This is a genomic window from Streptomyces sp. RFCAC02 (assembly GCF_004193175.1).
GTDB lineage: Bacteria > Actinomycetota > Actinomycetes > Streptomycetales > Streptomycetaceae > Streptomyces.
The window spans coordinates 520,369-542,172 of record NZ_SAUH01000001.1 but is presented as its reverse complement, the minus strand read 5'-3'; the positions used below and the strand labels follow the sequence as shown (position 1 = coordinate 542,172).

Annotated in this window: 19 protein-coding genes; 16 read left to right on the top strand and 3 right to left on the bottom strand. The window is 75.3% G+C overall.

Features of this window, described 5'->3' with window-relative positions:
• The first annotated feature begins 39 nt into the window (after positions 1 to 39).
• The 4 genes from EMA09_RS02330 to EMA09_RS02315 all read left to right on the top strand — a co-directional run bounded on the left by EMA09_RS02330 (position 40) and on the right by EMA09_RS02315 (position 3,875).
• The gene (locus tag EMA09_RS02330) at positions 40 to 681 is read left to right on the top strand and encodes a vitamin K epoxide reductase family protein (RefSeq protein ID WP_129838399.1); all 642 of its coding nucleotides are present in this window, start codon (positions 40 to 42) and stop codon (positions 679 to 681) included.
• A 54-nt stretch (positions 682 to 735) separates the two neighbouring features.
• On the top strand, positions 736 to 2,088 hold the full coding sequence (locus tag EMA09_RS02325; RefSeq protein ID WP_129838397.1) for a replication-associated recombination protein A: 1,353 nt from the start codon (positions 736 to 738) through the stop codon (positions 2,086 to 2,088).
• 74 nt (positions 2,089 to 2,162) lie between these two features.
• Positions 2,163 to 2,867 carry a HEAT repeat domain-containing protein gene (locus tag EMA09_RS02320; protein WP_129838395.1) on the top strand — a complete coding sequence of 235 codons (705 nt, stop codon included), beginning with the start codon at positions 2,163 to 2,165 and terminating at the stop codon, positions 2,865 to 2,867.
• A 6-nt stretch (positions 2,868 to 2,873) separates the two neighbouring features.
• Entirely contained in the window at positions 2,874 to 3,875 is a 1,002-nt protein-coding gene (locus EMA09_RS02315; RefSeq protein WP_129838393.1) for a MerR family transcriptional regulator, read from the top strand.
• 751 nt (positions 3,876 to 4,626) lie between these two features.
• On the opposite strand, the gene EMA09_RS02310 is transcribed toward EMA09_RS02315, so the two are convergent.
• Positions 4,627 to 6,612: a BTAD domain-containing putative transcriptional regulator gene (locus tag EMA09_RS02310; protein WP_129838391.1), complete on the bottom strand. Its 1,986-nt coding sequence runs from the start codon at positions 6,610 to 6,612 to the stop codon at positions 4,627 to 4,629.
• Between the two features lie 137 nt (positions 6,613 to 6,749).
• On the opposite strand from EMA09_RS02310, the gene EMA09_RS02305 reads away from it, so the two are divergent.
• Positions 6,750 to 7,670 (top strand): alpha/beta fold hydrolase, encoded by a 921-nt coding sequence (locus tag EMA09_RS02305; protein WP_129838389.1) that lies wholly within the window; start codon positions 6,750 to 6,752, stop codon positions 7,668 to 7,670.
• A 19-nt stretch (positions 7,671 to 7,689) separates the two neighbouring features.
• Here the strand turns inward: EMA09_RS02305 and EMA09_RS02300 are convergent, their stop codons facing one another.
• Entirely contained in the window at positions 7,690 to 8,424 is a 735-nt protein-coding gene (locus EMA09_RS02300; RefSeq protein WP_240796197.1) for a DUF2470 domain-containing protein, read from the bottom strand.
• A gap of 172 nt (positions 8,425 to 8,596) precedes the next feature.
• Between EMA09_RS02300 and rpsD the strand changes: the two genes are divergently transcribed.
• A complete protein-coding gene (gene rpsD / locus EMA09_RS02295) occupies positions 8,597 to 9,208 on the top strand; it encodes a 30S ribosomal protein S4 (RefSeq protein ID WP_129838385.1) in 612 nt (203 codons plus the stop codon).
• On the opposite strand, the gene EMA09_RS02290 is transcribed toward rpsD, so the two are convergent.
• Positions 9,196 to 11,496, bottom strand: coding sequence for an AAA family ATPase (locus tag EMA09_RS02290; protein WP_240796196.1), 2,301 nt, complete (start codon positions 11,494 to 11,496; stop codon positions 9,196 to 9,198). The two genes, rpsD and EMA09_RS02290, sit on opposite strands and share 13 nt — an antisense overlap.
• A 218-nt stretch (positions 11,497 to 11,714) precedes the next feature.
• Between EMA09_RS02290 and EMA09_RS02285 the strand changes: the two genes are divergently transcribed.
• The 10 genes from EMA09_RS02285 (at position 11,715) to EMA09_RS02240 (ending at position 21,773) form a co-directional block, all read left to right on the top strand.
• Positions 11,715 to 12,161 carry a DUF948 domain-containing protein gene (locus EMA09_RS02285; protein WP_129838383.1) on the top strand — a complete coding sequence of 149 codons (447 nt, stop codon included), beginning with the start codon at positions 11,715 to 11,717 and terminating at the stop codon, positions 12,159 to 12,161.
• A gap of 7 nt (positions 12,162 to 12,168) precedes the next feature.
• The gene (locus EMA09_RS02280) at positions 12,169 to 12,480 is read left to right on the top strand and encodes a DUF6167 family protein (protein WP_129838381.1); all 312 of its coding nucleotides are present in this window, start codon (positions 12,169 to 12,171) and stop codon (positions 12,478 to 12,480) included.
• Entirely contained in the window at positions 12,480 to 15,149 is a 2,670-nt protein-coding gene (gene alaS, locus EMA09_RS02275; protein ID WP_129838379.1) for an alanine--tRNA ligase, read from the top strand. Before EMA09_RS02280 ends, alaS begins: the two co-directional genes overlap by 1 nt.
• Complete coding sequence (gene ruvX, locus EMA09_RS02270; RefSeq protein WP_129838377.1) at positions 15,149 to 15,613, top strand: Holliday junction resolvase RuvX; 465 nt, start codon at positions 15,149 to 15,151, stop codon at positions 15,611 to 15,613. The genes alaS and ruvX overlap by 1 nt, the downstream gene beginning before the upstream one ends.
• A gap of 86 nt (positions 15,614 to 15,699) precedes the next feature.
• Positions 15,700 to 17,562, top strand: a complete 1,863-nt coding sequence (mltG, locus tag EMA09_RS02265; RefSeq protein WP_129838375.1) for an endolytic transglycosylase MltG — start codon at positions 15,700 to 15,702, stop codon at positions 17,560 to 17,562.
• Entirely contained in the window at positions 17,555 to 18,400 is an 846-nt protein-coding gene (locus EMA09_RS02260) for a shikimate dehydrogenase (protein ID WP_129838373.1), read from the top strand. The genes mltG and EMA09_RS02260 overlap by 8 nt, the downstream gene beginning before the upstream one ends.
• A 112-nt stretch (positions 18,401 to 18,512) precedes the next feature.
• A complete protein-coding gene (gene aroC, locus EMA09_RS02255) occupies positions 18,513 to 19,697 on the top strand; it encodes a chorismate synthase (protein WP_129838371.1) in 1,185 nt (394 codons plus the stop codon).
• Positions 19,694 to 20,230, top strand: a complete 537-nt coding sequence (locus EMA09_RS02250; RefSeq protein WP_129838369.1) for a shikimate kinase — start codon at positions 19,694 to 19,696, stop codon at positions 20,228 to 20,230. The genes aroC and EMA09_RS02250 overlap by 4 nt, the downstream gene beginning before the upstream one ends.
• Positions 20,227 to 21,336, top strand: a complete 1,110-nt coding sequence (aroB, locus tag EMA09_RS02245) for a 3-dehydroquinate synthase (protein WP_129838367.1) — start codon at positions 20,227 to 20,229, stop codon at positions 21,334 to 21,336. The genes EMA09_RS02250 and aroB overlap by 4 nt, the downstream gene beginning before the upstream one ends.
• Entirely contained in the window at positions 21,333 to 21,773 is a 441-nt protein-coding gene (locus EMA09_RS02240; RefSeq protein WP_129838365.1) for a type II 3-dehydroquinate dehydratase, read from the top strand. Before aroB ends, EMA09_RS02240 begins: the two co-directional genes overlap by 4 nt.
• Positions 21,774 to 21,804: the final 31 nt, after the last annotated feature.

Sequence of the window (21,804 nt, the reverse complement as noted above, 5' to 3'; positions counted from 1 at the left end):
GTCGGCAGGGCCGTTACCCGGACGGAACGGATGGACCACATGGCGGCATCGGTGGTGGACGAGGCACGGACCGGCAGCCCGGCGGCGGCCGGGCCGGGGAGCGGCGGCACCGGCGCGGGGCGCGGCTTCGCGCTGCTGCTCGTCATCACCGGGTTCGCCGGGCTGCTGGCGGCCTGGGTCATCACGCTCGACAAGTTCCACCTGCTGGAGGACCCGGACTTCACGCCCGCCTGCAGCCTGAACCCGGTCGTCTCCTGCGGTTCGGTGATGGAGAGCGACCAGGCGTCGGTCTTCGGCTTCCCGAACCCGATGCTCGGCATCGCCTGCTACAGCGTCGTGATCGCGATCGGCATGGGCCTGCTGGCGGGCGCCCGGTACCGCCGCTGGTTCTGGCTCGGCCTCCAGGCCGGCACCCTGTTCGGTGTCGGCTTCTGCACCTGGCTCCAGTTCCAGTCCCTGTACGAGATCAACGCCCTGTGCCTGTGGTGCTGCCTCGCCTGGGTCGCCACGCTCACCATGTTCTGGTACACGACGGAGCACAACGTGCGGCACGGCTTCCTGCCCGCCCCCGCCGGGGTGCGCGAGCTGTTCCGCGAGTTCCACTGGCTGCCGCCGGTGCTGCACACGGCCATCATCGGGATGCTGATCCTGACCCGCTGGTGGGACTTCTGGACGAGCTGACCCCGGGGGCGGCCTCCGGCCGCGCTGTCAGTGGGGTGGCTTAGGGTCGGTGCCGTGGAGCCCGACCTGTTCACCGCCGCCGCCGAGGAGCGCGCCGAGAAGGACCCCGCCGCCCGGCCGCTCGCCGTCCGGATGCGCCCCCGCACCCTCGACGAGGTGGTGGGGCAGCGGCACCTGCTGCGGCCCGGCTCGCCGCTGCGCCGCCTGGTCGGCGAGGGCGGGGGAGGACCGGCGGGGCCGTCGTCGGTGGTCCTGTGGGGGCCGCCCGGCACGGGCAAGACGACCCTCGCCCACGTCGTCAGCCGGGCCACGGACAAGCGGTTCGTGGAGCTGTCGGCGATCACCGCGGGCGTGAAGGAGGTGCGGGCCGTCATCGACGGCGCCCGCCGCTCCTCCGGCGCGTACGGCAAGGACACCGTCCTCTTCCTGGACGAGATCCACCGTTTCAGCAAGGCCCAGCAGGACTCCCTGCTCCCGGCCGTCGAGAACCGCTGGGTCACCCTGATCGCCGCCACCACGGAGAACCCGTACTTCTCCGTCATCTCCCCGCTGCTGTCGCGGTCGCTCCTGCTCACGCTCGAACCGCTCACCGACGACGACCTGCGCAGTCTGCTGCGCCGGGCCGTAACCGAGGAGCGCGGTCTCGGCGGCGCGGTGTCACTGCCCGCCGGGACGGAGGACCACCTGCTGCGTGTCGCCGGCGGTGACGCACGGCGCGCGCTGACCGCGCTGGAGGCCGGCGCGGGCGCCGCGCTGGCCGAGGGAGAGGCCGAGGTGTCCCTCGCGACGATGGAGCGCGCCGTCGACCGCGCCGCGGTCACCTACGACCGCGACGGCGACCAGCACTACGACATCGCCAGCGCCCTCATCAAGTCGATCCGCGGCTCTGACGCGGACGCCGCCCTCCACTACCTGGCGCGGATGATCGAGGCCGGGGAGGACCCGCGGTTCATCGCCCGCAGACTGATGATCTCGGCGAGCGAGGACATCGGCATGGCCGATCCCACGGCCCTGCAGACGGCGGTCGCGGCGGCGCAGGCGGTGGCGATGATCGGTTTCCCCGAGGCGGCCATCACCCTGGGCCACGCCACGGTGGCGCTGGCCCTCGCCCCCAAGTCGAACGCGATCGTGACCGCGATCGGCGAGGCGCAGGCCGACGTCAGGGCCGGTCTTGCGGGGCCGGTGCCGCCGCATCTGCGGGACAGCCACTACGGCGGCGCGTCGAAGCTCGGGCACGGCGCGGGGTACCAGTACCCGCACGACCTGCCGGGCGGGATCGCGGCCCAGCAGTACGCTCCCGACGCCGTGCACGGCAAGCGGTACTACCGTCCCACCACGCACGGGGCTGAGGCGCGCTACGGAGAGGTCCTCGACCGCGTCCGCCGCCGTCTCGCCGGCGAGCAGTGACACCCGGCCGCGCCGCGGGCGCTTGACCCTGACACGGTGACAAGGTCTTCACTGCGGCCGAGGAGGTGGTACCGATGACCACACCGGAACCGGACCGGGCCGACCCCACGGACACCGGCGCAGGCACGGACACCCGCACGGCGCGAGCCCTCCGGGGGCTCGGGCACGACCACCCGTCGGTGCGGCTGGGCGCGGCGCTGGCGGCCGGCACGTCCCCCGACCCCCGGCTCGTCGGCGCGCTCATCGAGCGGTGCGCGCGCGAGCCCGACTTCTCCGTGCGCGAGACGCTCACCTGGGCGCTGACCCGCCACCCGCCGGCGTTGACGGTCCCCGGCCTCGTCGCCGAACTCGGGGACGAGCGCGCCCTGGCGCGGAGCCAGGCCCTGCACACGCTGTCCAAGATCGGGGACCCGCGCGCCTGGCCCGCGATCACGCGCGCGCTGCTCACCGACACCGACGACGAGGTGGCGCGCAGCGCGTGGCGTGCCGCGGTCGCCCTCGTGCCGGACGGTGCGGAACCGGCCCTGGCCGAGGTGCTGGCGTCGCAGCTCGGCCGCGGCGGGCGCGCGACGCGGCTGAGCCTCAGCAGGGCGCTGATCGCGCTCGGCGGGGCGGCCGCGCCGGTCCTGAGCGCCGCGCTGGGCGCCCCCGACCCGCGGGTGCGCGCCCACGCGATCGCCACGGACCGGCTCGCGCGCGACCCGGACGCCGGGTTCGAGTCCGCGATCGAGGAGGCGAAGCGCGTCATGGCTCTCGGAGAGACCGGCCGGGCGGGGTGAGGGGCCGTGCTGATCGGTGAGGTGGCGCGGCGGTCGGGGGTCAGTGCCCGCATGCTCAGGCACTACGAGGCGCTCGGCCTGGTACGGCCGACGGGCCGTACCGGCGCCGGATACCGCGCCTACTCCCGGGCGGACGTCCGGCGGATCCTGCACATCGAGAGCCTGCGGTCGCTGGGGCTGTCGCTGCGCGACGTCGGGCGCGCGCTGGACGACCCGGAGTTCGCGCCGTCGCGGCTCGTCGACGGCCTCATCCGCCGGACGCGGGAGCGCATCGCGGCCGAGACGGAACTGCTCACCCGGCTGCGCCGGATCGACGCGGCCGAGCCCGCCGGCTGGGAGGACGTCCTCCGGATCGTCGCGCTGCTGCGGGCGCTGGGCTCGGACAGCGCCGGCAGGCGCCAGCACGCGGCGCTGGCCTCGCGCGACGACGTTCCCGTACCGGCCGACGCCCTGGCCGAGGCGGCGCTGGGCGAGCCGGACCCGCACGTCGCCGGCGCGCTGCGCTGGGCGCTCGCCCGGTCGGGCGGCGGCCTGCCGGTGCTCGCGGAGGGGCTCGCCTCCCCGGTGGCCGAGGTCCGGCGCCGCGCCGTCGAGGCCATCGCCGCCGTACCGGGGGATGCGGCGACCGCGCTGCTGCGCGAGGCGCTCGCCGCCGGCGACGACGCGGTGCGCGGCCCCGCGGCCCTCGCGCTCGGGGCGCGGGGGGAGGCCGGCGCGATCCCGGCGCTCACCGACATGGTCGTCGCGGGGACGAACGACGTCGACGCGGCCGACGCGCTGAGCGCGCTGGCGGCCGACGCGGCGTCGGCCGACCGGATCGCGGCCGGACTGACCGGCCGGCTCGCCCACGCCGCCGCGGAACCGGCCGCACGCCGCCGGCTGGCGCAGGCGCTCGGGGACATCCCGGGAGCCGTGGCGGCCCGAGCCCTGGCGGACCTGTCGCGGGACGGGGACCGGGCGGTCGCGCTCACCGCGACGTACCTCCTGGAGATCCGCGGCGCACGCTGACCGCCGGTGACGCCGGGCCGCGCCGGGAACACCACGGTGGCCGTCGTCGGCACGTCGGTGTGCGGCCCGTGCGTTCCGAGCGCTGTCGGGTGCCGTCGGCGTACGGGCGCCGGGGTCGCGGTGGGCCGTGCCGTCGCGTTCGCCGCGACCCGGTGCTTCCGCGCGCGGCACTCATCGATCGCCGGGCTGTGCCCTTGGGGGCAGGCCCCCGGGGGCGAGGTGTGCCGGGGCCGCCGGGATGGGAGCCGAGTGGGTTGTGCGCACCGCTGTGCGCTTGCGCATGGCGCATGCTGGACGTCGGCGATCACGGTGGCCGAGGTCGTGGCGTCGGTGTGCTTCTGGTCGTCGCGCTGTGCCTGCTCGGGTGACGCGGCTCGCTGGGCGTCGGACGGTCTCCGGGGCGTGGGGTGGTGGCGGTCGGGTCGTCGTGCCGGCGCGTGGTCCGTTGGCGGGCGCGGTTGCGTCGGGTCGCGCTGTTCGTCGCCACGTGCCGGCTCGGAGGCGCCGGCGAGCAACGGGCCGGGCCGGTCTGCGGTGGCTGTCCGCTCCTCCGCCGCAGGGCGACCCGGCGTCCACGGACCGGGACGAGGCTGGACCCGTGCGTCGAGCCGTCGGCCGACGCAGGCAGGCTCCGACGGGGCGCGGGCCTCGTGCCCCCTTGCGCACCCCCCCGGGGCGGGCCTGCGCGGCGGCGCCCGCCGTGCCGTGCTCCCCCGGAACGCGCCGTGCGCGCTGCCCGGCCGACGCGCCGTCAGGCGAGGGCGCCGTCCATGGCGGCCAGCCAGTCGTCCACCGGGCCGAACGTGAGCAGCCCGCTGCCCGCGCCCGCGAGTTCGCCCGCGGCCGGCAGCAGCCGGTCACGGACCAGGCGGAGGGCGGTCCGGTCGCCGAGGTCGAGCGCGACGGCGGCCTGCAGGCAGCACATGGCCTCGTACAGCAGGTCCGGCGGTGGCTCCGGCAGGCGGCTGAGCGCTTCCCCCGCGTCCGCCCGGCGGCCCTCGCGCAGCAGGAGGAACGGCTCGGCCCACGGCGCGTGGGGTCCCCAGTCCGCGTCCGGATCGAGAAGGGCCGCCGCCTCCGACGCGGGAACCCCCGGACCGGTCAGGCGCAGGGACAGCAGAGCGAGGGGCGGCAGTCCGTCCGCGAACCCGGGCATGCCCGCGCCGTCCAGCAGCCCGATGGCCCGCAGGTACGCCGCCCCGGCCCGTTCCGGCGGGCCCGACACGGCCGTCCGCAGGGCGCGGTACCACTCCGTGAAGACGCCGGCGAGCGGCCGTTCGTGGCGCTCGGCCAGCCGCTCGACCGCCGCCGCGTGCCCGTCCGCCGCCGCGAGGTCGCCGAGCGCGCCCCCGGCCTGCATCCGGATCAGCCGGCCGAGCACCTCGAAGCTCACCAGGCCGTGCCGGGCGGCCAGCGCGGTCAGCTCCGCGCCGATCGCGTCCCGCCGCGCCGCGAGGCCGGCCCGGCCGCACGCCTGCATGAACGCCCCGTTCAGGGCGAACGCCAGCAGTGTCGGATCGTCCAGGCGCCGGGCGATGTCCTCCGCCTCCCGCGCGGCGCGGGGTCCGCGCGGCGAGCGCACGCCGCGCGTCTCCAGGGCGATCGTCGCGAGCAGGCGGCAGCGCACGGCGGCTCCCCCGGCTCCGTCCGGCAGGGCGGCCAGGGCGCGCTCGGCGGCCCCGACGATCCGGCGGGCCGCTTCCGGGTCGTCGGACCGCGTCCAGACGGCGGGGACGTCGTAGGCGCCGATGACCCGCGCGGTCAGCTCCGGGTCGCCCAGCTCCTCCGCCGCCGCGATCGTCTCGGCGCGGTGCTCGCGGGCCGCGAGAAGGCCGCCGCCGCCCGTCACCGCCAGGTTCCGCAGCAGGCCGACCGTCGCCTCGAACCGGGCGGGCGCGTCCGCGGCGACCGCGCGGTCGTAGGCGTCGGCCGCCCGTGACCACAGGCGGGCCGCCGCGGCGACCGGCCCGGCCGGCGGGTCGAGACGCGGGTCCTGGGCGAGGATGTCCGCCTCCAGGCGGCGCAGCCGCGGGCCGGGCTCCACCCCGAGCCGGGCGACCAGCTCGGTCCGGGCGCGGCGCAGCGCGGCGAGGGCGTCCGCCTGGCGGCCGGCGCCGTACAGCGCCGTGGCCAGCAGCCACCAGGCGTCCTCGCGCCAGGGGTGCGCGGCCACGTGCGCCCGGAGGTCGGGCACGGCCTCGGCGGCCGGCCGCACCGCGAGCCGGGCCTCGGCCAGCCGTTCCACGGCGCGCAGCCGCAGTTCGGTGAGGCGGGCGCACTCACCGCGCGCCCAGTCGTCGGCGGCGAACTCGGCGTACGCCGGGCCGCGCCACAGCCGCAGTGCCCCGTCGAGCCGCTCGGCCGCCCGCCCCGGGGGCAGCGTCCCCGCCTCGGTGACGGCCGCCTCGAACCGCCACGCGTCGACGGCACCGGGCGCGGCCCTGAGCGCGTACCCCGGCCCCTCGGTGACCAGGAGCCGGGCGGGGGAGCGGCGCGGGCGGTCGGGCTCCAGCGCGCGGCGCAGCGCGGCGACGAACGTCTGCACGGCACCGACCGCGCCGGGACCCGGCTCGTCCCACAGGTCGTCCACCAGCCGCCCGACCGGCACGACACGGCCGCGTGCGACCAGCAGCCGGGCGAGCACCGCCCGGTGGCGCGGCCCGCGCAGCGCGAGGGCGTCCCCCGCGGCGTCCCAGGCCGTCACCGGCCCGAGGACCCCGAAGGTGACCGGGTCCATCCGCACCTCCCGCACCGTGTCGCCACGTCCCACCGTACGTGCTGACCGGGCGCTGATTCGGGCGCAGGAGGCTGGACGCACGGCCCCGGCGGACCCGCGGGGGCCGACCGTCCGACGTCCGGAGAGAGGTACTCACCATGGCCCCGAACAGCTCGGCCCCGCACACCCCGGAGCGCCCCGGTACGCCGGTGATCCCCGGGTTCGCGCACCGGCGCGTCGAGGTCGCCGAGGGCGTCGCCCTGCACGCCGCCGTCGGCGGCGCTGGCCGCCCGATCGTGCTGCTGCACGGGTTCCCGCAGACCCACCTCATGTGGCGGCACGTCGCCGCCGATCTCGCGGCCGACCACACCGTCATCTGCCCCGACCTGCGCGGCTACGGCGCGAGCGACAAGCCGGCCGCCACGGGACCCGCCGTCTACGCCAAGCGCACGATGGCCGCCGACGTCGTCGCGCTCGCCCGCGCGCTCGGTCACGAGCGGTTCGCGCTCGCCGGTCACGACCGCGGCGCCCTGGTCGCCTTCCGGGCCGGCCTCGACCACCCCGGCGCGATCAGTCACCTCGCGTGCCTCGACGTCCTGCCGACGCCCGACATGTGGGACGTGCTGCACGGCCGGGACGCCGCCGTCGGCTTCCACCTCTACCTGATGGCCCAGCCGCCGGGCCTGCCGGAACGGCTCATCGCCGCCGACGCCGACGCGTTCTTCGGGCACTTCCTCGACCTGTGGGCCGAGGACCCGGCCGCCGTGCCGCCCGCCGTCCGCGCCGCCTACCTGGAGGCCTGCCGGAACGCGGTGCCCTCGATCGTGGCGGACTACCGCGCCTCGGCGACCGTCGACGCGGACGACGACCTGGCCGACCGCGCGGCCGGCAACCGGCTGCGGATGCCCGTCACGGTGCTCCAGCAGGACTGGGGAGCGGCACTCGGTTACGACGCGGCCGGGCTGTGGCGGGCCTGGGCGCCGGACCTGCGGCACGCCACCGTCGACTGCGGTCACTTCATGGCGGAGGAGGCCCCGGGGCGGGTCGCCGCCGAGCTGCGGTGGCTCCTGGCCCGCTGAGCCGGTCGCGCCGGACGTGTCAGGAGGCGGCCCCCGCGGCCTCGAAGAGGTGGTGCATGGCGCGCCGCAGGCCCGTGATGTCGGTGACCGGTTCGGGGAAGTCGAAGCGCGCGTCACAGACCGTGCCGACGGACCGCAGGCGTACCCGCAGGCCGAAGCGGTCGAGGCTCAGCGGGGTGATGGCGTCCCACGCGGGGCACGCGCCGCCCTGCTCGTCGCCGAGCAGGGAGCACAGCGACCACACCTGCTCGCCGTGCGACGCCGCGAGGTGCTGCAGGAGGTCGGCCTCGTGCCGGGCGACCGGGTCGGGCAGTGCCGCGGCGAACTCGTCCGGCTCGACCTGCGCCTCGCCCCACAGGTCGTCGGTGTACGCCTCGCCGACCTCAAGGCGCAGCAGCGCCCACGCGTCGCCGGGCAGCGGTGAGCCGGGGTGCCGTTCGGCGAGGATCCTGGCCGCCTCGCGGTGCTCGTCCCCGTCGCGGACGGCCGTCAGCCAGCCGGCGACCCAGCCGCGCGCCCGGACCCGGTGGGGGACGGCGACCGGCGCGACGTCCGTGATGTCCATCACGGCCGTCAGCTCGTCGGCCCGCGCGTGCTGGGCGGCCTTGACGGCCGGCGCGTCCGCCGGGACCAGCAGGAACAGCGTTCCGGCCGGGCCGACGGCCCGCGCCTCGGGAACGCCGTGCCCCAGGTCACCGAGCGGTCCCGGCACCGCGCCGGGAATCGTCAGGACCGCCGATGCGTTGGACTCCACCAGAGTGCGTACCCGCTCGGCCCCCGACGGCCGGCGGTCTTCCTCCACGGGACGCGGCTGCCCCGCCTCCTGGCTTCGGTGTCCGAGGCCGGACGGGGGGTTCCCAGGTCGAATCATGCGCGCTCCTCGGCTAAGGTAAGGCTCACCTAACTTACACGGAGGTCCGTTCAACGTGAACCAGTCGCGTCCCAAGGTCAAGAAGTCGCGCGCCCTCGGCATCGCGCTCACCCCGAAGGCCGTGAAGTACTTCGAGAAGCGCCCCTACCCGCCGGGTGAGCACGGCCGCGGCCGCAAGCAGACCAGCGACTACAAGGTCCGTCTGCTGGAGAAGCAGCGGCTCCGTGCCCAGTACGACATCAGCGAGCGCCAGATGGTCCGCGCCTACGACCGCGCCCGCAAGGTCACCGGCAAGACCGGCGAGGCCCTCATCATCGAGCTCGAGCGCCGCCTCGACGCCCTCGTGCTGCGCGCCGGACTCGCCCGCACCATCTACCAGGCGCGCCAGATGGTCGTGCACGGCCACATCGCCGTCAACGGCCGCAAGGTCGACAAGCCGTCCTTCCGCGTCCGCCCCGAGGACGTGGTCAGTGTCCGCGAGCGCAGCCGCGACAAGCACCCCTTCCTCGTCGCCCGCGAGGGCGGCTACGCGGGCGAGGGCGAGACCCCCCGCTACCTCCAGGTCAACCTGGAGGCCCTCGCCTTCCGCCTCGACCGGGACCCCAACCGCAGTGAGATCCCGGTCATCTGCGACGAGCAGCTCGTCGTGGAGTTCTACGCCCGCTGAGCCGCGCCGCCCGCCGCCTCCCCGCCGTCCGCGCGGGAGACGGCGGGCAGCGGGACGAGGCCCGCACCGCCCCCGAGCCGCGCCGGCCGCACGGTGCCCGTCCCGAGCACGGCCCGCCCCGCGGCGCGGTCGGCCCGCCCGTACAGCGCGCGCTCCACTGCCTCGTCCAGGTCCAGACGCTCGCCCTCCCGCAGCAGCTCCCGGTACCGCGCCTGGTCGAGCCGCTCCCGGACGAGCCGTTCGCACTCGGTGTGCGCACGGCCGAAGTTGACCGAGCCGAACAGCGGCATCCCCACCGAGCCCCACATCCGGCCCGCGGCGCCCTGCAGCACCGCCGCCTCGGCCGCGTCGCCCTCGTCCGCCGTGAACAGCGCCAGGAGCTCGATCGCCTGCACGGTCCCCACCAGGTCGTGGAACTGGTGCGTCACCCGCAGCGAGTGCTCCAGCAGCTCGCGGGCCGCGGGGGTGTCCCCCTGGTACCAGGTCGCGTACCCGAGGACGTACAGCGCGTAGGTGCTGGCCCACAGCTCGCCGTGGTCCTCGCACGCCTGCCGCACCTCCTCGCACAGCCGCACCGCCCGCTCCAGATCGCCGCGGAAGGCGACGGCCATCGCGTACTCGGCCCGCCCGACCAGGACGTTGCCGTTGACCGTGCCCATCTCCTCGTACCGCCGCAGCGCCTCCCCGAGCAGCTCCTCGGCGCGCTCCATGTCGTCGCCGATCAGCGCGACGCAGCCGTTCAGGTGCACCGTGTACGCGGCGATGAGCCGGTTGCCCGTGCGCTCGGCGCCCTCCCGGCACTCGTGCAGCACGCTCAGCGCGCCCACCGTGTCGCCCTGGAGGACGGAGATGTACCCGTAGGCCCACAGGGCGAGCAGGCGGGACTCCTCGTGGTCCGTGTCCAGTTCGAGGACCCGGTCGAGCCAGTGCCTGCCCTCGGCGAGACGGCCGCAGCCCACCCAGTCGAACCACAGCGTGCCGGCGAGGTGCAGGGCGTACCTGCCGTCCTCCTCGTCCTCCAGCGCGTAGTCGAGGGCCAGCCGCAGGTTCGGCATCTCGGCGTCGAGCCGCGCCGCCACCTCCGCCTGGCGGGCGCCGAACCAGTCCAGCTCGCAGTACGTGACGAGCCCCGTGCACCAGTCGCGCAGCCGCCGCCGCATCCGGGGCGCGTCGCCGCTGGCCTCGAGCCAGTCCCCGCCGTACGCGCGCAGCGTGTCGAGCATGCGGTAGCGCAGCCCGGCCGGCGTCTCCTCGCGGGACACCACCGACTGGGCGACCAGCTCGCCGAGCACGTCGAGCACCTCGTCCTGCTCCAGGCCCCCGCCGACGCAGACGTACTCCACCGCGTCCAGGTCGAAGCTGCCCGCGAACACCGACAGCCGCGCCCACAGCAGCCGCTCCCGCGGCGAGCACAGCTCGTGGCTCCAGCCCACGGCCGTCCGCAGCGTCCGGTGGTGCGCCGGCACGCCCCGCGCGCCGCCGACCAGCAGGTGGAACCGGTCGTCGAGGCGCTCCAGGATCTGCTCCGGCGACAGGGTGCGCAGCCGGCTCGCCGCCAGCTCGACGGCGAGCGGGATGCCGTCCAGACGGTGGCAGATCTCCGCCACGACACGCCCGGTGGCGCCCGTCGCGCGGAAGTGCGGCACGACCGCCGCGGCGCGCTCCGCGAACAGCGCCACCGCGTCCCCCGCGGGCACCATCGTGTCCGGGCCGCCGGCCGGCGCCGCCGCCGGGGCCGGCACGGCGGGCGGCGCGGTCAGCGGCTCCAGAGGGAACAGCACCTCCCCCGCCACGTCCAGCGGCCTGCGCCCGGTCACCAGCACCCGCAGCCGCGGCGCACGCCGCAGCAGCTCGTGGACCAGCTCGGCGCAGGGCTCGGCGAGGTGCTCCGTCCCGTCGAGCAGCAGCAGCGCCCTGCGGTCCGCCAGGTGCTCCATCAGCACCGTCTGCGGGGGCCTGCGGGACTGGTCGATGATGCCGAGGGCGTCGACGACGGCGTGCCCGAGCAGGTCGGGGTCGCGCACGGAGCCGAGCTCGACGAGCCACACGCCGTCGGGGAAGCGTTCCTGCGACTGGCGGGCCGCCTGGAGCGCGGCCCGGGTCTTCCCGACACCGCCGGCGCCGGTCACCGTCACCAGCCGCGCACTGGCGATCTGCTGTCTCACCGCGGCGATCTCGTCGCGGCGGCCGATGAAGGTCGTGATGTCCGCCGGGAGGTTGCCGGGTCTGCCGCGTCCGGTGCCCGTCCGCTCCCGCGCCGGGGGGACGGCGCTTTGAAAGCCTCGCATAAGACACGCAGCGTACTGGTCGATATGCAGAACGTACAATTACGGCCGCGTGCCTTGGCATTCGCCCCGGAATACGGTACGAGCGCGGGCGCGGGGCGCGATAGGGTCGGGGCCTGCCGCCGCACGCGGAGCGGGCCCGCAGAACCCGGCGGGCGGCGGCGAGCGGGGCATCCGTTCCGAAGTCTGTCCGAAACCCGTCCGAGGGAAGCGGTGCGTACGTGTCCGGTGGAGAAGTGGCCGGCCTGCTGGTGGCCGTCTTCTGGGCGATCCTGGTCTCGTTCCTCGCCGTCGCGCTCGTCCGGCTCGCGCAGGCCCTGAGCGCCGCCACGCGCATGCTGAACGCCGTCACCGACCGGGCCGTACCGCTCCTCGGCGAGGCGTCCGCGGCCGTCAGGTCCGCCCAGACGCAGCTCGACCGGGTCGACACGATCGCCTCCGACGTCGAGGACGTCGCTGCCAGCGCCTCCGCGCTCTCCGCCACCGTGGCCACCACCTTCGGCGGCCCGCTCGTCAAGGTCGCCGCCTTCGGGTACGGGGTGCGGCGCGCGCTGGCGCGCCGCGACTCCCGGGACGCCGCCGCGTCCCCCGGGACCGCCCGCACCGTGCCCGGGCGCGCGCTGCCCGTACCCCGGCGCCGCCGCGCCGGCCGTCAGGGAAAGGACTGACCAGCCCGTGATCCGCCGCGCCTTCTGGTTCACCACCGGCGCAGCCGCCGGCGTCTGGGCCACCACCCGGGTCCAGCGTTCGCTCCGCCGGCTCGCGCCCGACAGCCTCGCCGTACGGGCGGCCGACCGCGCCGCCGCGGCGGGGGCGCGCGTCCGCGGCTTCGCCCTGGACGTGCGCGCCGGCATGGCGCAGCGCGAGACCGAGCTGACCGAGGCGCTCGGCCTCGACCGCGAGCAGGCCGCCCCGCTGCCGCCCGCACCCCCCCGTCGGACCGTTCGACAGACCCCTCGCCAGATCACCCGAAATGAGGACCACTGATGGAGTCGGCTGAAATCCGCCGCCGCTGGCTGAGCTTCTTCGAGAAGCGCGGACACACCGTTGTCCCGTCGGCGTCGCTGATCGCGGACGATCCGACCCTGCTGCTGGTCAACGCGGGCATGGTGCCGTTCAAGCCCTACTTCCTCGGCGAGGTGGCCCCGCCGAGCCCGCGCGCCGTGAGCGTGCAGAAGTGCGTGCGCACGCCCGACATCGAGGAGGTCGGCAAGACCACCCGGCACGGCACGTTCTTCCAGATGTGCGGCAACTTCTCCTTCGGCGACTACTTCAAGGAGGGGGCGATCACGCAGGCGTGGGAGCTGCTGACGTCCTCCGTCGCCGACGGCGGCTACGGCCTCGACCCCGAGCGGCTGTGGATCACCGTCTACGAGGAGGACGACGAGGCCGAGCGCATCTGGCGCGACGTCGTCGGGGTGCCGTCCGAGCGCATCCAGCGCCTCGGCAAGGGGCCGAACTTCTGGTCCATGGGCGTACCGGGACCGTGCGGCCCCTGCTCGGAGATCAACTACGACCGCGGCCCCGAGTTCGGCGTCGAGGGCGGCCCGGCGGTCAACGACGAGCGCTACGTCGAGCTGTGGAACCTCGTGTTCATGCAGTTCGAGCGCGGCGCCGGCGAGGGCAAGGAGGACTACCCGATCCTCGGCGAGCTGCCCGCCCGCAACATCGACACCGGCCTCGGCCTGGAACGCCTCGCGATGATCCTCCAGGGCGTCCGCAACATGTACGAGACCGACACCCTCCGCGTCGTCATCGACCGCGCGGGCGAGCTGACGGGCGTCAGCTACGGCGACGACGAGCGGTCGGACGTCGCGCTGCGCGTGGTCGCCGACCACCTGCGCACCTCCGTCATGCTGATCGGGGACGGCGTCACCCCCGGCAACGAGGGCCGCGGCTACGTCCTGCGCCGCATCATGCGCCGCGCCATCCGGAACATGCGCATCCTCGGCGCGACCGGCGAGGTCGTCGGCGAGCTGGCCGACGTCGTCCTCGCCACCATGGGGCAGCAGTACCCGGACCTGCTGACCGACCGGAAGCGCATCGAGACGGTCGCCCTCGCCGAGGAGGCCGCCTTCCTGAAGACGCTGCGGGCCGGCACCAACATCCTCGACTCCGCCGTCACCGAGACGAAGGCGGGCGGCGGCAGCACGCTGGCCGGCGACAAGGCGTTCCTCCTCCACGACACGTGGGGCTTCCCGATCGACCTCACGCTGGAGATGGCCGCCGAGCAGGGCCTGTCCGTGGACGAGGCCGGGTTCCGGCGCCTGATGAAGGAGCAGCGGGAGCGCGCCAAGGCCGACGCCCGCGCCAAGAAGCAGGGCCACGCGGACCTGTCGGCGTACCGCGAGGTCGCCGACCGGGCGGGCGCCTCCGAGTTCATCGGGTACGCCCACACCGCCGGGGAGGCCACCGTCGTCGGTGTCCTGGTGGACGGCGTGCCCGCGCCGGCCGCGACCGAGGGCGACGAGGTGGAGATCGTCCTCGACCGCACCCCCTTCTACGCCGAGGGCGGCGGGCAACTCGCCGACACCGGCCGGATCCGTCTCGACTCCGGCGCCGTCGTCGAGGTGCGCGACGTGCAGCAGCCGGTGCCCGGCGTCATCGTGCACAAGGGCGTCGTCCAGGTCGGCGAGGTGACCCTCGGGGCCGCCGCCGACTGCGCCATCGACATCACGCGCCGGCGCGCCATCGCCCGCGCCCACAGCGCCACCCACCTCACGCACCAGGCGCTGCGCGACGCGCTCGGCCCCACCGCGGCGCAGGCCGGCTCGGAGAACTCCCCGGGCCGCTTCCGCTTCGACTTCGGCTCGCCGGCCGCCGTCCCCGGCACGGTCCTCGCCGACGTCGAGCAGAAGATCAACGAGGTCCTCGCCCGTGAGCTGGACGTCACCGCCGAGGTGATGTCCATGGACGAGGCGAAGAAGCAGGGCGCCATCGCGGAGTTCGGCGAGAAGTACGGCGACCGCGTGCGCGTCGTCACCATCGGCGACTACTCGAAGGAGCTGTGCGGCGGCACGCACGTGCACAACACCGCCCAGCTCGGTCTGGTGAAGCTGCTCGGTGAGTCGTCCATCGGGTCCGGCGTGCGCCGCGTGGAGGCTCTGGTCGGCACGGACGCCTACCGGTTCCTCGCCCGCGAGCACACGGTCGTCGCCCAGCTCACCGAGCTGGTCAAGGGCCGTCCCGAGGAGCTGCCCGAGCGGATCTCCGGCATGCTGGGCCGCCTGAAGGACGCCGAGAAGGAGATCGAGCGCTTCCGCGCGGAGAAGGTGCTCCAGGCCGCCGCGGGCCTGGCCGCGGCCGCGCAGGACGTGCGGGGTGTGGCGTTCGCCGCCGGCCGGGTGCCGGACGGTACGACCGCCGACGACCTGCGGCGCCTCGTCCTGGACGTACGGGGCCGCATCCCGGGCGACCGGCCGGCCGTCGTCGCGCTCTTCACCGTGCTGAACGGGCGTCCCCTCACCGTGGCAGCCACGAACGAGGCGGCCCGTGAGCGCGGTCTCAAGGCCGGCGACCTGGTCCGTACGGCCGCGAAGGCGCTGGGCGGCGGTGGCGGCGGCAAGCCGGACGTCGCGCAGGGCGGCGGCCAGAACCCGGCCGCCATCGACGAGGCGCTGGCCGCCGTCGAGCGTCAGGTCGCGGAAACCGCGTGATGCGGCGCGGCAGGCGGCTCGGCGTCGACGTCGGCGAGGCCAGGATCGGGGTCGCGAGCTGCGACCCCGACGGCCTGCTGGCCACGCCGGTCGAGACGGTGCCGGGGCGGGACGTGCCGGCCGCCCAGCGTCGCCTGGAGCGGCTGGTCGCCGAGTACGAGCCCATCGAGGTGGTGATGGGCCTGCCCCGGTCGCTCAGCGGCCGGGAGGGGCCCGCCGCCGCCCGTGTGCGGGCCTTCGCGCGGGACACGGCGCGGCGGATCGCCCCGGTGCCCGTACGGCTCGTGGACGAGCGGCTGTCCACGGTCAGCGCCGCCCGGGACATGCGGGCCGCCGGTGTCTCGGCGAAGAAGGGACGGGGCCGTATCGACCAGGCGGCGGCGGTGGTTATTCTTCAGTCCGCCCTGGAGAGCGAGCGGAGCGCGGGGCAGCCACCGGGGCAGTGCGTCGAAGTGGTTGTCTGATCGCGGTACGGTAACGTTCCCCGCCAAGGGCAGGTGCAGGGGCCGCCGGGGGAGCCGTACCGCCGCATTGCGTCTCAAGGGGATCGATGACTGAGTATGGCCGGGGGCCTGGCCCCGAACCGTGGTACCCGGACAATGATCCGCTGAACGGCCAGGGGCAGCAGGGCGCGTGGGACCAGTACGGCCAGCAGGCGCAGTACGGGCAGGACCAGTTCGGCCAGACCCAGTACCAGCAGGACCAGTACCAGCAGGACCAATACGGGCAGGGTCAGTACCAGGGTGAGCAGTACGGCGCCGACCAGTACGGGCAGGGTCAGTACCAGGGTGAGCAGTACGGCGCCGACCAGTACGGTCAGGGCCAGTACCAGGGCGAACAGTACGGCCAGCAGTACCAGGACACCGGCCAGGGCTACCCCCAAGGGTATGACCAGCAGCAGTACCCGCAGCAGGGCGGCTGGGGTCAGGGCGATCAGTACGGCGGCCAGTACGCGGGCGGTGGCGACCCTTCTTTCGGCGGGCAACAGCAGGCCGACGGCTACAGACCCGACGGCTACGGAACTGACGGCTACAGACCCGACGGCTACGGAACAGACGCATTCGGTCCCGGGGGCGACCACCAGGACCCCTTCTCCCAGGGCTACCAGACCGGCGCCCCGCACCAGGCGGCGCAGCACCCCGAGCCGCAGTACGCCTCCCGCGCCGAGCCCGTGCCCGGCGGCGTCGCCCGGGCCACCCGGCGCGGCGCCGGACCGGGCCTCGCCCCCGATCCCGTCACCGACCCGGACCCGGCGGACCCGGGACCCGACCCCGAGACCGGCTGGGACCCGGGCCCCGACCAGGGCGAGAAGGACTTCTTCACCCGCGGCGACGATGACGACGACGCCTGGTCCGACGAGGACGAGGGGCGCCGCGGCGGCAAGAAGGCCAAGAAGCGCAGCGGCCCGGCCTGCCTGATCGTCGCCGTCGTGATCATCGGCGCCATCGGCGGCGCCGGGTACTGGGGCTACGGCTTCTACCAGGACCGCTTCGGCCCGCCGCCGGACTACGCGGGCGAGGGCACCGGCGAGGTCGAGGTCGAGATCCCCGAGGGCGCCTCGCTCTCCGACATGGGGAACATCCTCAAGCGCGAGGGCGTCGTCGCGAGCCATGACGCGTTCGTCGAGGCGGCCGGGACCGACGGACAGCAGATCCAGGCTGGCATCTACACCCTCCGCAAGGAGATGTCGGCCGAGGCGGCCGTCGCGATGATGCTGGAGGGCGTCGGCGACAACGCCCTGACCATCCCCGAGGGCACCCGTGCCACCGCGGTCTACGAACTCATCGACGAGCGCCTCGGCCTGGACGAGGGCACCACCGAGGACGTCGCCGAGAGCGCCGACCTCGGGCTGCCGGACTGGGCCGAGGGCGACATCGAGGGCTTCCTGTGGCCCGCCAGGTACGACGTGGGCGAGGAGACGACCCCCGAGGACCTCCTCACCTCCATGGTGGACCGGGCCGAGGCGGAGTTCGAGGAGATCGACCTGGAGGGCCATGCGGCGGAGCTGGACCGCACGCCGCACGAGATCCTGGTCATCGCGTCGCTGGTGCAGGCGGAGGCGCAGGCGGACGACGAGTTCGGCAAGGTGTCGCGCGTCATCTACAACCGGCTCGACATCGACATGAAGCTCCAGTTCGACTCCACCATCAACTACGCGATGGGCCGTTCCACCCTCAACACCAGCATCGAGGACACGCAGTACGACTCGCCGTACAACACCTACAACGAGTACGGCCTGCCGCCCGGCCCCATCGACAACCCGGGGCACCAGGCCCTGGAGGCGGCGCTCAACCCGACCGAGGGTCCGTGGATCTACTTCGTGACCGTCTCGCCGGGCGACACCCGCTTCACGGACGACCCGGCCGAGCACGACCGCAACGTGGAAGACTTCAACGAGGCCAACGGTGAGTGACCCCGCAAGCCCTGTTCCCGGCCGCAGGGCCGCCGTCCTCGGGTCACCCATCGCGCACTCGTTGTCCCCGGCGCTCCACCGCGCCGCCTACCGCGCGCTCGGGCTCACGGGCTGGACGTACGACCGGTTCGAGGTCGGCGAGACGGATCTGAAGGCGTTCCTCGACGGCCTCGGCCAGGAGTGGGCCGGGCTCTCGCTGACGATGCCCCTCAAGCGCGCCGTCCTGCCGCTGCTCGACGGCGTCAGCGACACGGCCGCGTCCGTCGAGGCGGTGAACACCGTCGTGTTCACCGCCGACGGCCGCCGCGTCGGCGACAACACGGACATCCCCGGCATGGTCGCCGCCCTCCGTGAGCGCGGCATCACCCGGGTGCCGCGGGCCGCCGTCCTCGGCGCCGGTGCCACCGCGTCGTCCGCCGTCGCGGCGCTGGCCCGGGTGTGCGAGGGGCCGGTCACGGCGTACGTGCGCGGCCCGGCCCGCGCGGCCGAGATGCGCGGCTGGGGCGAACGGCTCGGCGTCCCCGTCGAGACCGCCGACTGGGCCGACGCCGCCGAGGCCCTGACCGCCCCACTCGTCGTCGCGACGACGCCCGCCGGCACGACGGACGCCCTCGCGGCCGCCGTCCCCGAGGCGCCCGGCACCCTCTTCGACGTGCTGTACGAGCCGTGGCCCACGCCGCTCGCCGCCGCCTGGGCGGACCGCGGCGGCCGGGTCGTGGGCGGCCTCGACCTCCTGGTGCACCAGGCGGTCCTCCAGGTGGAGCAGATGACGGGCGCGGCCGAGGCCCCGCTCGCGGCCATGCGCGACGCCGGCGAGCGGGCCCTGGCCGCCCGCTGAGCGCCGCCGCGTCTCGCGGGTCGGGCGCCCGGCGGGCGCCCGCGGGCGACGTGGCAGGATCGGGGGAGACACCGGCAGGGTCGCATCGCCGAGGAATTCGCAAGGAGCACCGTTGAGCAGGCTGCGCTGGCTGACCGCGGGAGAGTCGCACGGTCCCGCACTGGTGGCGACGCTGGAGGGGCTGCCCTCCGGCGTGCCGATCACCACCGACATGGTGGCCGACGCGCTGGCGCGCCGCAGGCTCGGCTACGGCCGGGGCGCCCGCATGAAGTTCGAGCGCGACGAGGTCACCTTCCTCGGCGGCGTCCGGCACGGCCGCACGCTCGGCTCCCCGGTCGCCGTCATGGTCGGCAACACCGAGTGGCCGAAGTGGGAGAAGGTCATGGCCGCCGACCCGGTGGACGCGGCCGAGCTGGCCGAGCTGGCCCGCAACGCGCCGCTGACCCGCCCCCGGCCCGGCCACGCCGACCTCGCCGGCATGCAGAAGTACGGCTTCGACGAGGCCCGCCCCGTCCTGGAGCGCGCCTCCGCCCGCGAGACCGCGGCCCGTGTCGCCCTGGGCGCCGTCGCCCGGTCCTACCTCGCCGAGACGGCCGGCATCGAGATCGTCTCCCACGTCGCCGAACTGGGCGCGGCCCGCGCCCCCCGCGACAGCGTCCCGGTCCCCGGCGACACCGCGCGCCTCGACGCCGACCCGGTGCGCTGCCTCGACCCGGCGGCGAGCGAGGCGATGGTCGCCGAGATCGACCAGGCCCACAAGGACGGCGACACCCTGGGCGGCGTCGTCGAGGTGCTGGCGTACGGCGTGCCGGTCGGCCTCGGTTCGCACGTCCACTGGGACCGGCGGCTCGACGCCCGCCTGGCCGGTGCGCTCATGGGCATCCAGGCCATCAAGGGCGTCGAGGTCGGCGACGGCTTCGACCTCGCCCGCGTGCCCGGCTCCCGCGCGCACGACGAGATCGTCGCGACGCCGGACGGCATCCGCCGCGCCTCCGGCCGGTCCGGCGGCACGGAGGGCGGTCTCAGCACGGGCGAGCTGCTGCGCGTGCGGGCCGCGATGAAGCCGATCGCGACGGTCCCGCGCGCCCTCGCGACGGTGGACGTGGCCACCGGCGAGCCCGCCCGCGCCCACCACCAGCGGTCCGACGTGTGCGCGGTGCCCGCCGCCGGCATCGTCGCCGAGGCCATGGTCGCCCTGGTCCTGGCCGACGCGGTGGCCGAGAAGTTCGGCGGCGACAGCGTCGCCGAGACCCGCCGCAACGTCGAGGGGTTCCTGGCCGCGCTGGAGGTCCGGTGACGGGCGCCGCCGCGCGGCCCCGCGGACCGGCCGTCGTCCTCGTCGGCCCGCCGGGGTCGGGCAAGTCCACGGTGGGCGCGCTCCTCGCGGACCGGCTCGGCGTCCCGGCGCGCGACACCGACGCCGACGTCGAGCGGACCGCCGGCAAGCCGATCCCGGAGATCTTCCTCGACGAGGGCGAGGCGCACTTCCGCGCCTTGGAGGCCGCCGCCGTGCGGGAGGCCGTCACCGGGCACGACGGCGTGCTGTCGCTCGGCGGCGGCGCCGTCATGGACGCCGGCACGCGCGCGCTGCTGACCGGGCTGCCCGTCGTGTTCCTCGACGTGCCGCTCGCCGATGCCGTGCGGCGCGTCGGCCTGGACACGCCGCGCCCCCTTCTCGCCGTCAACCCGCGGCAGCGCTGGCGCGCCCTGATGGAGGAGCGCCGTCCGCTCTACACGGAGGTCGCCCGCGCGGTCGTCACCACCGGGGACCGCACGCCCGGCGAGGTCGCCCAGGCAGTACTCGACGCATTGGAGCTCACGACAGCATGACCACCCCCGCGCGAGAGAATGCGGCCCCCGTGCGGGTCGCGGTCGGCGGCGCCGCGGGCCACGACCCGTACGACGTGCTGATCGGCCGGCAGTTGCTCGGCGACCTGCCCGCGCTGATCGGGCCGCGTGCCCGGCGGGTCGCCGTCCTGCACCCGGAGGCCCTGTCCGCCACCGGCGAGGTGCTGCGCGACGACCTCGCGGCGCAGGGCTACGAGGCGATCGCCGTGCAGGTGCCGAACGCCGAGGAGGCCAAGACCGCCGAGGTCGCCGCGTACTGCTGGAAGGCGCTCGGCCAGACCGGGTTCACACGCACCGACGTCGTGGTCGGCGTGGGCGGCGGCGCGACGACGGATCTGGCCGGTTTCGTCGCGGCCACCTGGCTGCGCGGCGTGCGCTGGATCGCGGTGCCCACCACGGTGCTCGGCATGGTGGACGCGGCCGTCGGCGGCAAGACCGGCATCAACACCGCCGAGGGCAAGAACCTGGTGGGCGCGTTCCACCCGCCGGCCGGCGTCCTGTGCGACCTGGCGGCGCTGGACTCCCTCCCGGTCAACGACTACGTCTCGGGGCTCGCCGAGGTCATCAAGGCCGGGTTCATCGCCGACCCGGAGATCCTGCGCCTGATCGAGTCCGACCCGGAGGCGGCCCGCCGCCCGGACGGCCCGTTCACCGCCGAGCTGATCGAGCGCGCCGTCCGCGTCAAGGCCGAGGTCGTGAGCGACGACCTGCGGGAGACGGGCCGCCGCGAGATCCTCAACTACGGCCACACCCTCGCGCACGCCATCGAGAAGAACGAGCGCTACCGCTGGCGGCACGGCGCCGCCGTCGCGGTGGGCATGGTCTTCGCCGCCGAGCTGGGCCGGATCGCCGGCCGCCTCGACGACGCCACCGCCGACCGGCACCGGGCCGTGCTCGCCTCCGTCGGCCTGCCCGTCACCTACCGCGGCGACCAGTGGCCGAAGCTGCTGGAGACGATGCGCATCGACAAGAAGACCCGCGGCGACCTGCTGCGGTTCATCGTCCTCGAAGGGCTGGCCCGGCCCGGCGTCCTGGAGGGACCCGACCCGGCCATGCTGCTCGCCGCGCACGCGGAGATCGCCGCGTGAGCCGCCGCGTCCTCGTCCTGAACGGCCCGAACCTCGGCCGCCTCGGCTCCCGCGAGCCCGACGTGTACGGCTCCACGTCCTACGCCGGCCTGGTCGAGCGCTGCACGGCGCTGGGCACCGAACTCGGTCTGGACGTCGAGGTCCGCGAGACCAACGACGAGGGGGAGATGATCCGCTGGCTGCACGAGGCGGCGGACGGCGAACTCCCCGTCGTGCTGAACCCGGGGGCATTCACGCACTACTCGTACGGCATGCGGGACGCCGCGTCCCAGCGGACGGCGCCGCTGGTGGAGGTCCACATCTCCAACCCGCACCGGCGCGAGGCGTTCCGGCACACCTCGGTCGTCGCCGCGGTGGCCAGCGGCACGGTCGCGGGCTTCGGGATCGGGTCGTACCTCCTCGCCCTGCGCGCGGTGGCGGAAGAACTCGCCGGCTGACCGGCACGACCGGCGCGCGCCCGGCACCCGA

Coding starts and splice junctions, on each gene's coding strand:
- EMA09_RS02330 (WP_129838399.1), top strand. CDS start 40: ATGGCGGCATCGGTGGTGGACGAGGCACGGACCGGCAGCCCGGCGGCG.
- EMA09_RS02320 (WP_129838395.1), top strand. CDS start 2,163: ATGACCACACCGGAACCGGACCGGGCCGACCCCACGGACACCGGCGCA.
- EMA09_RS02310 (WP_129838391.1), bottom strand. CDS start 6,612: ATGGACCCGGTCACCTTCGGGGTCCTCGGGCCGGTGACGGCCTGGGAC.
- EMA09_RS02305 (WP_129838389.1), top strand. CDS start 6,750: ATGGCCCCGAACAGCTCGGCCCCGCACACCCCGGAGCGCCCCGGTACG.
- EMA09_RS02290 (WP_240796196.1), bottom strand. CDS start 11,496: ATGCGAGGCTTTCAAAGCGCCGTCCCCCCGGCGCGGGAGCGGACGGGC.
- alaS (WP_129838379.1), top strand. CDS start 12,480: ATGGAGTCGGCTGAAATCCGCCGCCGCTGGCTGAGCTTCTTCGAGAAG.
- ruvX (WP_129838377.1), top strand. CDS start 15,149: ATGCGGCGCGGCAGGCGGCTCGGCGTCGACGTCGGCGAGGCCAGGATC.
- mltG (WP_129838375.1), top strand. CDS start 15,700: ATGACTGAGTATGGCCGGGGGCCTGGCCCCGAACCGTGGTACCCGGAC.
- aroB (WP_129838367.1), top strand. CDS start 20,227: ATGACCACCCCCGCGCGAGAGAATGCGGCCCCCGTGCGGGTCGCGGTC.